This is a genomic window from Variovorax sp. TLI9-5A (assembly GCF_056867935.1).
Genome location: NZ_CP200310.1, coordinates 4,868,086 through 4,881,151, shown reverse-complemented (window position 1 = coordinate 4,881,151; position 13,066 = coordinate 4,868,086). Strand labels below are relative to the sequence as shown.

Genomic DNA, 13,066 nt, shown 5'->3' with positions numbered 1-13,066 from the left:
TTGAAGACGACCGCTCTCAGAGCGCAATCACATCCGCAATCGGCTTGTTCGCCCTGAAGCAGGACAGCGCCTCTATCTGCTTCCAGGCCTGCAGCTGCGTGAAGTTCGTCTGGTATTCGATGTAGCAGCCGGTCAGTGCCTCGTCGATGATCTTGTCGGCCCGCTCGAAGAGGATCTGGTTGTCTTCCAGGTCGCGGAAATAGGTGCGCCAGGTGTCGCGCTCCTTCGATTGCCCCAGCAGCGTGAGGTAGGCGCTGTAGAAGAGCGAATTGAACGCGCGGCCGATGTTGTCCTGGTAGACGGTGAATTCGCCGCCGCCACCGGCACCCACGCCCAGCGTCACGTCGGCCTCGATGCCGAGCTTGGAGCCGCCGAAGGCCGAGGACTCGAACTCCAGCGAGAACGATGCGCCCACGCCCGCCGAGAGCGAGCCCTTGGCCGTGCCCTTCACTATGTCGTACCCGCACATGCGAACCGAGAGAGATGCCTCGCCCGTGACCCGCGCGCCAGCGAAGGCCTCGGCTCCGACCTTGAACTTCACGCCGTCGACGGTGGCGTTGAACTCGACCTCGGCCTTGGCCATGGCACCCGCGAAGGCCTCGGCGCTGGCCTCGATCAGGAAGATGTCGGCCACGTCGATCTTCGCGTCGAGCTTGATCTTCACGCCGACCATCGCCTCGACGGCAGCCTTGGCCGTCACGCCCTTGCCGCGTTCGTAGCTCGCTTCGGCCTCGACGGAGGCGGAGCCGCCGGCGAACGCGTCGGCCTTGAACTCCGCGCGCAGCCCGGTGATCTCGATCACGCACTCGCCCGTGGCGCGCACGCCGTAGCCTACCGAGGCCTCGGCCTTGACGGCCTTCTTGAACTCCTCGTCGGTCCAGGTCACCTTGCCGAACTTGCCGTTCTCGCCGCCGCGCATGAGGCCGGTCTCGACCTTGCCGCCGGTCTGCAGCCAGGGCCGCGGGTCGGCGAACCGGATCTTCGTGAGGTCCTTGCACAGCACGTCGAGGAACAGGCGCACCTTGGCGGGCTCGTTGTTGCCCATGTACTGCAGCGAGAGCGACACGTCCTCCATGTACTCCGAGCCATTGCGCAGGCCGTCCATCCAGAACTTGAGCAGCTGCTTCTTGCGCACGATGAGGTCGCGTCGCACCGCGTTCACGGCCATCTTGTCGGCGACCGAGGCGAGTTCGCTGGGCAGGCGAAGGATGGGCATGTCCAGCAGGCTGCCGAACTGCCGCTTGTACTCGGCGTTGAAGTCGTTCATCTTCTGCAGCACCTGCGCTGGCTCCGGCGAGCGCGTGCCGTGCGTGAGCTTCTCCAGCATCTGCTTGTAGACGTACAGGAACTGCAGGAACTCCTGCGCGAGCGCCTTGCGCTCCTTGCTGGAGGGGCCTCCGATCACCTTGCCGAGCAGCTTGAGCCAGGCCTTCGTCTTGATGCCGAACTCGCCGGCGGGCAGTTCCGCCCAGGCGACTTCGTACTTGTGCGTGAACTTGGCGCTGGCGAGCGCATTGAACAGGGGCGTGGAAGAGGTGGCCATGGCCTGGGGATGTGTGGAATGAAAAGAAGTCGCGGGGCCTATGCGTCGGGCCGCACGCCGATCATCGAAAAGTACCGGTTCAGGTCCCCGTCCTCCCGCAGCACTTCCTGCATCAGCTGCGGCAGGGGCATGCGCCCCCATGCCACGGCGCGGTTCACCAGGTAGGGCGTCGGGCTGTGCGGCTCCTCGCGCATGAGGTAGGCGGCCGCCAGCTCGAGCAGCCGATAGGCCTCGGCGCGGCTGCCGATGCGGCCGCTTGCCAGCGCCTGCGGGAGTGCCTCGGATGACACGGGAGGAAAGGAAGGAAGAGGAGCGTTGCTCATGTCGTTGTCGTCCATCGGGGTTTCGGCTGGCAGCGGCTCGGCATCCGGCATCCAGCCGGCCGTGGCCGGCGTGGTCGGCATGACCGGTTTCTCTTCATCGCGCGGATCCCGCTCCTGCAGCAGGCTGCGCAGCGCCTGCCGCATGCGGGCGAGCATCTCCTTCACCTTCGACAGGCTGGGCGCATCGATGCCCAGCCGCTCGTCGAGCAGGGCTTCCAGGCCTTGCCACGCATCGGCGGCCACGGCGACCCGATCGTCGAGCGCGGCGAGCGCATGCAGGTCGCGCGCTGCGCGGTCGAGAATGTCCTGGCGCGACACCGTCTGCGCGCTCGGCTCCTCGGCCACTTCCTTCGCCTTCGCCTTGGCGTTGCCCGCAGCCCCGGCCGCGCCCGTGCCGTACTCGCTGGTCAGCGCACGCTGCCAGTCGCCCAGCGTGATGAAAGGCGGCGAGAAATCCGGCCATTCGAGCAGCGGCACGCGCATCAGAAGCGCGTGCGCGATGGTGTCGTTGACCCACACGAAAGTGGCGGTGCGCATGTCGGCGTCGCCGTCGTCGCCGATGCGCGGATGCACGTCTTCCCAGAACTCGCGCGCCAGGCCTTCGAGCAGCCGCGCCCCGGCGGCCAGCCCGTCGATCGCATGGCGGTGCACCCAGGCCTCGGTGAGCCAGGCGGCCATCTGCAGGTCCTTGCTGCGGCGCTGCAGGACCTCGGTGCACAGCATCTCGGCGGTACGCCAGTCGGCCTTCTTCAGCGGACGGGTCCATTCGCCCATCGGCAGGCTGGCGTCTTCCTCGGTGCGCGCCTCGCGGATGCGGGCGCACACCGGGTCGTAGCGCAGCGGCGGGCCGGCCGGGCCCTCCGGGCCCGCAAGCGGCGATAGAAAGATCGCGAGGTCGGGCGCGAAGCCGCCGGTGGCTTCGTCGATATCGGAGTTCAGGGGGGACAGCAGGGCGGCCATCAGGGCATGTTCCATTCGGGGGCGCGCGCGGGGAACGCGGCGGGCCATATCAGGGCGTTCTTCTTGCCGGCGGGGCTGGCCGCGATGCGCAGGAAAACGCGTGCGCGTCCTCCATCGGGTGCCTGCGCGGCGTCGCCGGCCGACTGGGCCACCAGCGGAAACTCGAACTTCAGCAGCTGTGAGCGGCCGTCCGGCCGCTGGGCCGGGTCGCCTTCGCGCTGCCGCTGCGCCAGCGTGAACAGCGCCCACGGGTCGGCAAAGCGGAAGCTCACGGTCTGGCCGTCGGTGATCAGCGCGTGCTGCTGCGGATCGGCGCGCGCCATCAGCGGCGAGTCCTTCGCGATGCGCAGCACCAGCGCCACGGGCATGCCGTATTCCCAGCGCAGCGTGCGCGGCGCGTCGCGCAGGCGCAGCACCTGGTCGCCGACCTCGAAGGACCAGTCGATGATCTTGTTGCCTTCGATCTCGGCGGTGGTGTTCGCGCGGAAGTCCACGCTCAGGTCATAGCCCGGCGCGGCGCCTTCCTCGGTCGGGAAGAGCGGCTGCAGGAAGTCGCGCGCACGGGCGAACTGCTCGGTGAAGCGGCGCGCGCCGGCTCCGGGCATGCCCACGTTGCGCACGCCGGCATCCGCGCCACGGTTCTCCTTCAGCGCGCGTGCCAGCGGGTCGAAGGCGCGCGTCAGGTCGTTCACGTCGGCCGGGTCGGCCAGTTCGAAGGCACGTCCTGTCGCCGGGCCGAACGGGTGGCGGCCCGCCAGCGAGCGGTTGAAGCGGGTGGAGAACTGCGTCCACAGCTCCTGCTGGTCGCCGAACTGCAGTTCCTGGCAGCGCGCGAGCAAGGCGCTGTAGATCTGCTGGTGGCGGTCGGCAAAGTAATCGCCGATGCGCGCCGCCGGCGCCTTGCCGGCCAGCTTCGCGCCGCAGGTCTCGCGGTCGATCTCGGCGCCGGTGGTGCCCAGGAACTGTTCGAGCAGCAGCAGGCTGCTGTTCGGGTTCTTGAGGCGGTAGCGCTCCAGGTCGCGGTTGATCGCCTGCCAGCGCTGCGCGAGCACCGAGCCCGCGCCCATGCCGTCGAGCGCCGCGATGTAGCTGTCGGCCAGCTTGCCCAGCGTTTCCGTGCGGTTGAACTGCTGGCCCAGGTAGGCCGCGAGCGAGCCCACGTCCGAGACGCCGAAGGCCACCAGCATCGGCCCGCGTTCGCCGCGCCAGCTTTGGAAGTCGCGCCCGCGCATGGCGTACAGCTCCGACTGGTTGAAGGCCTCGTCCACGGCCTCCAGCCGCTGAAGCGCGTCGCGCGAGATCATCGCGCGCAGGTCCTCGGCGCGCGGGCCCGCGCCCAGTTCGTACAGCAGCGCCTGGATCTTGGCGAGGCGCTGGCGCGAGGCTTCGTACGCGGCGGCCTGCGTGTCGGTGGCGCGGCCGCCGTCGCTCATGCCGTTCGCAGCCTCGGCGACCTGGTCGACCACCAGCTGCGCGAAGTGCGCGTTCAGTGCGCCCTCGATGCCGGGGCGCAGCGTGGCCGGGAAGGCCTGCAGGCCCTCGCTCATGTAGCGCTTGCGGATGTCGCCGACGGCCAGCGCCTGGTCGAGCCGGGGCAGGTCCCACACGGCCGTGGTGCGCATGCCTGCGCCGGGCAGTTCGCGGTCGCGCGCGGCGGCCATGAAGGGCTGCGCCAGCAGTGCGGTGAGCGCGTCGCGCAGCGCGATGCGCTCGGGCGCCAGCGCGAAGCGGCCGTCCTTGTCCTGCCACACGAGGCCGGGCTGCGCGCCGCCGAAGCGCAGGCTGAACTCGACGCGGAATTTCTGGAAGGCATCCTGCGCGCGGTTTCGCACCGCATCGGCCGACTCCAGCCCCAGCAGCCGGTTCTGCTCGATGCGCGCGATGGTGCGGTCATACGAAGAGCCCAGCACCAGCACCGGCTGGCGCATCCAGCCGCCCTTGCCGGAGGCGACCAGGTCTTCCTGGTCCTTGATGGCCGCGATCACCTCGCGGAAGCTGGCCGTGGTGCGCGCGAAGGTGCCGGTGCTCGCCAGCGAGGGCAGCAGCCGCGCCAGCGACTGCTCCGACACCAGCAGCTCGTTGTTGACGAAGAGCCGCGCATCGAGCTGCGCCGTGCCCTTGTCGAGCGCGCAGCGCAGCGCCGACTGCACGGGCGCAAGCGGAATCGCCAGCGCATTGCCTTCGGCCGCCTGGCGGAAGTAGCGCAGGTTGCGGCTCAGGTCGGCCGGCAGCTCCGCGCCCAGCGCGTAGCGCACGGCCACGCGCAGGTCGTCGGCATTGCCGGTCGCGGGCTGGCGCAGCCGCTCCACCGCCTGCAGTGCTGCATCGAGCTGCTCGACCGAGCCCAGGTAGCGCTGCAGCGCGCCGAACTCGGGCTGGTCTTCCACCAGCAGTCCGTTCTTGCGCGGCGCGTCGCCGATGGTCCTGAAGCTGGGCGGCAGGCCGCAGCTGGCGCCGACGATGAATTCGCCGGTCGCCTCGTCCTGCTCGACGCCGCTCAACTGGCTCACGCGCGCCATCAGCTCGCGGCGCAGCGTGCTCACCGCGATGTCGCCGAACTCGCGCTCGATGCGCTCGATCACGCGCTCGTTCAGGTCGTCGAAGGGCTGCCACGAACCGGGCATGAAGAAGGAATACGTGCCGTCGGTGCGCAGCCGCTCGTTCATGGCCAGCAGCGACAGCGCCTTGTTGCGGTACCAGGCGGTCGGAATGGTTTCGCCGCGCTGCAGCGCGCGCATGCGGTACTGGGCGTCGTTCTGCAGTTGGGCCAGCGCGGGCACCAGCGTCGCGTTGTGGCGGTGCAGCTGCCAGGTGGCGACCAAGAGCCCGACGCCCCAGCCGCCCAGGAAGATCACCGCCGCCCAGCGCAGCGCGCGGTGCAGCACCGGGCGCGTGAGCGTCTGCGTGCGCGAGGGCCGCGTGAGGCCGTACTCGAGGAAGATCTTCTTCTCGAACAGGTCGCGCAGGAACGCTGGCTGGCGCATCAGCTGCGCGATCAGGTCGCCGCCGATGGGCTCCAGGTCCTTGTGGCCGTAGGCGTCGTGCTGGGCGTCGATGGCGGCAACGGTCTGTGCCGACTCGCCGCTGTCGCCCGTGAGGTAGATGCCGCGGAAGAAGAAGGGCTCGTGGTACGCGCTCGGGCGCATCAGCTCGTCGACGTACAGCTGCAGCTGCCCGCGCAGCGCCTCGATGCGCGAAGGCAGCAGCAGTTGCGGACCGGTGCCCTGCGGTGCGGTGCCGGTGGCGAAGAGCTCGGCCGACACGTCCGACACCGAGCGCACCACCGTGCCCACCGCCTCGTCGACCCATGCCGGCTGGTAGGTGGTCGACAGGTCGTAGGGCGAAGACCAGCCCAGCATGCTCGCGCGCAGCGGCTCGGGCAGGGCGCTCGCGAAGGCGCTGAAGCCTTCGAGCTGCTCCGCGCCGGTCACCAGCACGTACACCGCGAAGCGCATCGCGAAGCGGTTCTGCGCCAGCCACAGGCGGCGGTGCGCGAGCTTGGCGCGCTTGGAGAGTTCGAGCCGCCCGTCGGTACTGTCGTCCAGCAGCAGCGCCGCCGGAATGGTGATGACCACCGAGTCGAAGGGCCGCTGCGGCCGGTAGGCGCGGCACATGCCGAGGAACTCGTCCCACGGCTTCTCGGAGGCGTCGTCGTCATCGGGCGAGCCCAAATAGGCACCCTGGATGTCGATGACCACGCCGCGGTCAAAGAAGTGCCACGAGATGCCCTGCGTGGCCGCCGCCGAGGCCGACTCGGTGCTCAGCGCGCTCGCCACGCCCGACTGCTCGATGGGCAGCTGCCGGTGGTCGTCGCCCTCGTTGAGCAGCATGATCCACGGAATGCCGTAGCGGTCCGCGCGCGAGGCGATGTTGCCCTCGATCAGCTCGACCGCCTGGCGGAACGAGCTGCGCAGCGAGTCGAAGCGGATGCGCGCGACCTTCGGATCGCTAGACGGCTTGGCGTGCGAGCGCCGTGCCGCGAAGTACAGCACCATGCCGAGCACGAGCAGCACCACCAGCGTCAGCACCGCGATGGAAATGAGGAAGAGCTGGTCGGTCAGCATCGCGACGACCCTCCGGTATTGCTGTGGAGACGCATGCCGTTCATCGCAGGTAAGCCCCCGATGCTTCGACGGCGCCCGGCTGCAGCACCTGCCGCACCGGCCACGACTGCCACAGCCACAGCAGTTCCGACACTGCCAGCAGCGTGGCCACGCCAAGCAGGAACAGCACCGTCCAGCGGCTCAGCGTGGGCAGCTTGCGCGGCGCGATGTGCGAGAGCGTGCTCGCATAGGCCCGCTCCGACACCACGCGGTCGCGGCCCGAGAAGTCGGCCGGCCGCTGGTAGACGAACTGGAAGAGTTCCTCGCGGTAGCCGAGCAGTCGGGCCTCCTCGCCCGCGCCCCTGTACTTGCCCTGGAAGCCCAGCGCGAGAGCAAAGAGATACAGCCGCGCGATGTCGCGCTTGGAGGGCTCGCGGCCCGAAAGCAATTCTTCGATGCGGCTGAACACCAGGTCGCCCGCGATGTTGGTGCGGAACAGCGACGATTCCAGCAGGTGCCCAGTCCAGCGCTCGCGGCCGATCCATGGCGTGTGCAGCAGGATCTCGTCGGCCAGCGCGGCCTTGAGGTAGCGCGCGTCGGCCACGTTCTCGAGTTCGAAGCGCGTGCTCTCGCGGCGCGATTCGAGCGACTGCAGCTCCAGCAGGTTCTCCAGGTGGCGCGCCAGCGTCTGCGCCACCGCGTCGATGTCGCTCTCGCGCGATTCGGCGGTGCGGTCGCGTGCCTTCACGATCTCGTCGTAGAAGGCGCGGAACTGCCTCGTGATGTGGTCGTCGACCGCGAGGTCGGGGAGGTTGCGTGCCATGGTCCGGTCAATCCTTGATGAACAGCACGATTTCCTGCGGAGGCTGCGCGGTGGCGCCTTCGTTGGCATTGGCGATCACCAGCAGCTCGCCGGGAACGGTCAGCGCCGCGCTGGTCTGGATCGCGTAGAGCAGGTAGCCCGAGCCCGGGCGCAGGCCCAGCTCGTCGGCCGACTCGATGCAGCGGCGCACCGCGCCCAGCACCCGGCGCTCGCGCAGCGAGGGGTAGGCCGACCGCGAGCCGACGATGGCGCTGTCCATCCAGGCCATCAGGTCCTTGTCGGACTGCCCGCGCAGGCCCACCACGATGCGCGCGCCCGACACCCACTGCGGCTGCAGCGTGGTCTCGAAGGCGCCCTGGCGGAAATCGAACTTGTGCTCGCGGTACTCCTGGCTCACCTCCGAAACCGCATCGCGCAGCGCCAGCAGCAGCGGCTGGAACACGCGCGAAGGGTCGGCGTGGTCGTAGTCCATCGGCACCGGCGGCACGCCGCCCGGGCGCAGCAGGCTCAGCGAGGCCAGCAGCGCGCAAAGCGACCAGTACATCGGCAGCGGATGCAGGTGCGGCGTGCGCATCACGGCCTCCGCATGGGGCAGGCCCGACAGCAGGCTGCGCAGCCGGTCCTTCAGCTCGAGGTGCGCGAGGCGGTCGTCCACGCGCGAGGAGGGCACTGCCGTCTGCTTGGCCACGAAGGCGGCCTTGCCGCGCAACTGGCCGAGCAGGGCGGACGCGGCCGTCCACAGCGGGTTGTCGTGCGTCACCTCCAGCAGCGGCGGCTGCGCCTCGCCCAGCTTCACCACCTCGTTGTCCTTGAACACCTGGCCTAGGCGCAGGTGCACGTGCGTGCCGGGCGGCACCGCGCCGGCACTCAGCGCGAGGCGCGGCAGCATGCGCGGGATGTTCGCGGGCTCGGCGTCGGACACCGCGTCCTCCACCGGCGCGCCGGCCACCGAGCGGAAGCGCACCGTCGCGGCGCGATGCCGGTTGGGCGTGGTCACGGGCAGCGTGAGGTAGATGTCCAGCGGCTCGTTGGCCAGCCGCTCGGCGTAGGGCGCAAGCGAGAGTTCGAGCGCGCCGTGCGCGGCCTCGGCGGCGGAGAACTGCACCGCCGTGCCGTCCGGCAGGATGGCTTCGAGCACCAGCACGCGCAGCAGGCCGGCGGGCAGCAGGCCCTGGTCGAACACCAGGCGGCGCACGCCCCAGGCGAAGGGCGCGGCGGCCAGCATCTGCCAGGCGACGAGGGTGTCCATGCGCGCCGAGAACTGCTGGAAATGCTGCGGCGACAGCAGCATGCCCTCGTGCCACTCGACGCGGTCGGTGATGGGGGCGGCGCGGTGCAGGTCAGACATGGTGCTCTCCCGCGCGGCTGTATTGGAGTTGTTGGTTCACTTGAAGGGATCCGGGTTGTTCAACGTGACGCGGCAGACACGTCGAAGCTCTGTGCATCGAAGCGGGCCACGATCGGGCCCTTGAGGTCTTCCACCCGTACGCGGTTCGCGCCGGGCGTGGTGTAGTTCGCGAAGACGAGCACCGCCGCCACGCGCGGCGAGCCGATGGCGCTCGACGGCACGCGGATCGTCTGGCCCGGCACCAGCTCCCACGAGAGGTACGACAGGCTCTGCGGAAAGGTCTTCTGCAGGTCGGCGCGCGCGCCGAACCATTTGGCGGCCGTGAGCTCGGTCACGCGGGCGAGCATCGCGTCGTCGAGCACCATCACCACGTCGACCGCGACCGGGCTGTTCTGGTTGGCGCCGGGCGCGGCCGAGAGCGTGAGTTCGCTCCAGTTCACGCGCGTGCCCTTGGGAAAGAGGCTGCCGCATGCGGCGAGCTCCACGAGGAGCAGCAGCGCAGCTATCCATTTGAAAAGGTTGTTCGTCCGGTTCATCGCTGGATTCCTGTGTTCGCCGTGGCGGAAGAGGCCTGCGTGACCGCCGGCTGCGCCTGCCGCACGCCCACGGCGATGCCCATCAGCAGGATCAGCACCGAGGCCAGCACGCTGCAGCCTGCCAGCAGCGCGACGTGCCCGCGCGCGAACACGAAGCGCAGCGGCTGGGCGGGCTTGATCTCGGCGGCCGGCGCCGTCACGCGCTCCGAAGGCAGGCCGGCCGACACCACGGAAATCAGCGCGCAGGTGGCCAGCAGCGTCAGCACGTTGCGCGGGCCCTCGCAGATCAGGTCGATGGCGAGGAAAAGCGCCAGCGCGGCCTCGATGGGAAGCTGCAGCATCGACAGCACGATGCCCGCGTAGCCCACGTTGGTCAGGCTGTTGTTGCCGGCCGAGGCGAAGGCCGCGATGGTCGCGCCGATGCCGATGGTGGCGAAGTCGGCTGGGACCAGCGTGCGGTCGTAGAGGTTGGCGACGAACAGCGCCGCCAGCACGTAGTAGAGCGCCGAACCCGCGCGCAGGAACACCGAGGCCGTGGGCACCACCAGTTCCACGATGCCGCGGCTGAAGCCCAGTCGCGCGCTCATCGCCTCGATGGTGTGCGGAATGCTCGCCGTGGTGCTCGACGACATCAGGCTCACCAGCATCGGCGTCTTCAGGTGCTGCAGCACCTCGGCCAGCGGCTGGTTGCCGCGCCGGTGGATCACCGCTATGGCCGCCGCGCCCAGCAGCGCCACCAGCACCACGAAGTGCAGCAGGAAGCCGCTCATCGCGCGGATGGTCACCGCGTCGGTCTGCGACAGCACGTGCGCCGACATGCCGAAGGCCACCACCGGCAGCAGGATGTTGGCGCGCGCGATGATGAGTTCGAGCGTGCGGTAGATGCCCTCGAACATGTGGTTGAGCGCCGCGTGCTGCGTGCGCGCCAGCGCCGCGAAGGCCAGGCCGAAGAGCAGGGCGCACGAGAGGATGCCCAGTGAGCGGCCTTCCACCAGCACGCGGAAGAAGTTGTCGGGCAGCAGCGTGGCGCGGGGGCGCTCGATGGGTGTGGCCTGCGTGCCGCTGTCGTGCAGCCGCATCTCGATGTCGCCGCCGTCGCCGGCCCGCTGCACCAGTTCGCCCAGGTGCTCGCGCGAAGCGGCGTCGAGCTGCGTGCCCGGCGCGTTGATCCAGCCCAGCGCCAGGCCGACCGCCGCGCAGCTGGTCACCAGCAGCAGCGCGAGGCCCGCGATCATCGCGATGCGCCGCCCCGGAAAGGGCAGCCCCATGGTCTGGCGCAGGCCGAAGAAGGTGGCCACCACCAGCAGCGGAATGGCAGCCATGCTCACGATCGACAGGTAGACCTGCGCCACCGCATGCGCCACGTCGCCCGCCACGGGCAGGTACACGCCCGCGACGCCGCCTGCCGCCATGCAGATCAGCAGGGCGAACAGGCTGTGGGACATGCGCGTCAGGAAACCCATGTCGGCTTGTTCCATCCCTTGTCGAGCGCGAAAGCGACCGTGGCGCGGGCCAGCTCCAGCGAGCTGTCGACCAGCGCGAGGGGCGTGTGCTCGATGGCATGCGCGGCTTGCGCGGCGATGGGCAACTCGGTGCAGCCCATGATCACGGCGGTGGCGCCCGTCGCGGCCAACGCTTCAAGCGCGCGCCTGAACGCGGCCGCGCCGGCCTGCACGTCGCCGCCCTTCACGGCGCGGATGCAGGCGTCCACGTGGTCCTGGCCGGTGGCGGCATCGGGCACGAGGAAGTCGATGCCGCGCTCGCGCAGCGCCTGCTGATAGAAGCCCGAGGCCAGCGCGCCGCGCGTGGCCAGCACCGCCACCCGCACCGGCCGGTCTTCGGATGCCGTCGCGATGGCGGCCACGCACGACTGCGCGATGTGGATCACCGGCGCGCGGCTGTGCGCCGCGATCTGCGCATACCAGTGGTGTGACGAGTTGCAGGGAATCGCGATCACGCCCACGTTGGCGTCGTTGAGCACGTCGATGCCCGCGAGCAGCGCGCGAAGCGGATCGGGGCCGGTGCCCAGGATGGCGCTGGAGCGGTCGGGCACGTGCGGCAGGTTCGCCACGATCACCGGCAGGTGCTCCTGGTCGCGCGTGGCGGGGGTGAGCTGGATGATCTTGTCCATGAAGTCCACCGTTGCCGATGGGCCCATGCCGCCGAGAACGCCGATGCGTGACATGAAGGCGCGCTCCCTAGATCTTCAATGGCCGCGGGCACACGACAGCCACGGCGGCCGTGTTGCCGATGACCAGCACCAGCGTGCGCAGCATGTCGCACACCGGGTCCACCGCCAGGAACAGGATGAAGGCCGCCTCGAAGGGCAGGCCCAGGTAGGTGCAGGTCATGCCGATCAGCGACACCGTCACCAGCCCCGTCATGCCGGCCGAGGCGAAGCCCGCGAGCACCGAGGAGGTGAGCACGATGCCGATCTCCACCGGCGTGAGCGAGCGCCCGTAGATCTGCGCGATGAAGAGCGTGGCGCACACGTAGTACACGACCGGCCCGATGCGCAGCAGCGACACCGTGAGCGGCACCAGCAGCTCCACGCGCGAGCGCGCGAAGCCCAGCCGCGTGACCAGGCTCTCGATCATGATCGGCATGCAGGTCGCGCTGCTGCGCGTGGCCAGCGCCAGCGCGAAGGGGCCGCGCAGCGCGTTGAGCGTCTGCCCCAGCGTGCCGTTGGAGCGCTTCCAGATGATGACCGCCGCCACCGCCAGCAGCAGCGCCGACACGATGAGGAAGGCCACCACGAAGGCGCCCATCGCTTTCAGCGGCTCTATGCCGGTCTTGCCAAGTTGCGCCGCGCTCATGCAGAACAGCACCACCGGCAGCGGAAAGCTCAGCCAGCGCATCAGCGTCTGGCAGGCGTGGTAGACGGTTTCCAGCGCCTGCGTGAGGCCGTCGGAGATGCGCGTGGGCACGTGCCCCACCGCCAGGCCGAAGAGCAGCGCGAACACCAGCGTCTTCAGCGTGTCGCCGTTGGCCAGCGCCGAGAAGATGTTGGCGGGCACCAGGCTCACCAGCATGTCGGCGAAGCTGGCGGTCTTCTTGGGCTCGTCGACGCCGCGCAGGTTCATGGCCGTGTCGCTGGCGCTCAGGTCGCCGCCCACGATCTGGCCGAAGGTCTGCATGGTGCTGCTCGGCAGGTTCTCGCCGGGGCGAAGAATCAGCAGCGTGGCCGCGCCCGCGATGGCCACGAAGGCCGAGAACGCGAGGAACACCAGCGCCACGCGGCCCAGCAGGCTGGCCGTGCCGCCGTCGCGGAACAGGCGCTGCAGGCTGAAGATCACGGCCGAGACCATGAAAGGCAGCGTGATCATCTTCAGCAGGTCGACGTAGATGTCGCCCACGAAGCTCAGCGGCGTGGCGAGCAGAGGCGCGAGCATGCCGAAGGCGACACCGGCGCCCAGGCTGATGATCACGACCCAGGGGTTGAGAACGAAGGCGTAGATCTTGGAGGTATTCATGATGGTTCGGGCGTCCT

9 protein-coding genes are annotated in these 13,066 nt (G+C 69.5%); all 9 read right to left on the bottom strand.

Annotated features, from left to right (window positions below):
- Positions 1 to 16 precede the first annotated feature (16 nt).
- The 9 genes from AC1VNX_RS23185 to AC1VNX_RS23145 are packed head-to-tail and all read right to left on the bottom strand — an operon-like array spanning position 17 to position 13,049.
- A complete protein-coding gene (locus AC1VNX_RS23185; protein ID WP_483159854.1) occupies positions 17 to 1,543 on the bottom strand; it encodes a hypothetical protein in 1,527 nt (508 codons plus the stop codon).
- Positions 1,544 to 1,581: 38 nt separating this feature from the next.
- A complete protein-coding gene (tssA, locus tag AC1VNX_RS23180; RefSeq protein WP_483159852.1) occupies positions 1,582 to 2,826 on the bottom strand; it encodes a type VI secretion system protein TssA in 1,245 nt (414 codons plus the stop codon).
- Complete coding sequence (locus AC1VNX_RS23175) at positions 2,826 to 6,890, bottom strand: type VI secretion system protein (RefSeq protein WP_483159850.1); 4,065 nt, start codon at positions 6,888 to 6,890, stop codon at positions 2,826 to 2,828. Before AC1VNX_RS23175 ends, tssA begins: the two co-directional genes overlap by 1 nt.
- A gap of 40 nt (positions 6,891 to 6,930) precedes the next feature.
- Complete coding sequence (locus AC1VNX_RS23170) at positions 6,931 to 7,692, bottom strand: DotU family type IV/VI secretion system protein (protein ID WP_301510620.1); 762 nt, start codon at positions 7,690 to 7,692, stop codon at positions 6,931 to 6,933.
- Between the two features lie 7 nt (positions 7,693 to 7,699).
- Positions 7,700 to 9,040, bottom strand: a complete 1,341-nt coding sequence (gene tssK / locus AC1VNX_RS23165) for a type VI secretion system baseplate subunit TssK (RefSeq protein WP_483159847.1) — start codon at positions 9,038 to 9,040, stop codon at positions 7,700 to 7,702.
- 59 nt (positions 9,041 to 9,099) lie between these two features.
- Positions 9,100 to 9,576, bottom strand: a complete 477-nt coding sequence (locus AC1VNX_RS23160; protein ID WP_301510617.1) for a hypothetical protein — start codon at positions 9,574 to 9,576, stop codon at positions 9,100 to 9,102.
- Positions 9,573 to 11,039, bottom strand: a complete 1,467-nt coding sequence (locus AC1VNX_RS23155; RefSeq protein ID WP_483159845.1) for a dicarboxylate/amino acid:cation symporter — start codon at positions 11,037 to 11,039, stop codon at positions 9,573 to 9,575. Before AC1VNX_RS23155 ends, AC1VNX_RS23160 begins: the two co-directional genes overlap by 4 nt.
- On the bottom strand, positions 11,027 to 11,761 hold the full coding sequence (gene cuyB, locus AC1VNX_RS23150) for a cysteate racemase (RefSeq protein WP_483159843.1): 735 nt from the start codon (positions 11,759 to 11,761) through the stop codon (positions 11,027 to 11,029). Before cuyB ends, AC1VNX_RS23155 begins: the two co-directional genes overlap by 13 nt.
- Positions 11,762 to 11,774: 13 nt before the next feature.
- On the bottom strand, positions 11,775 to 13,049 hold the full coding sequence (locus AC1VNX_RS23145; RefSeq protein ID WP_483159841.1) for a dicarboxylate/amino acid:cation symporter: 1,275 nt from the start codon (positions 13,047 to 13,049) through the stop codon (positions 11,775 to 11,777).
- Positions 13,050 to 13,066 lie beyond the last annotated feature (17 nt).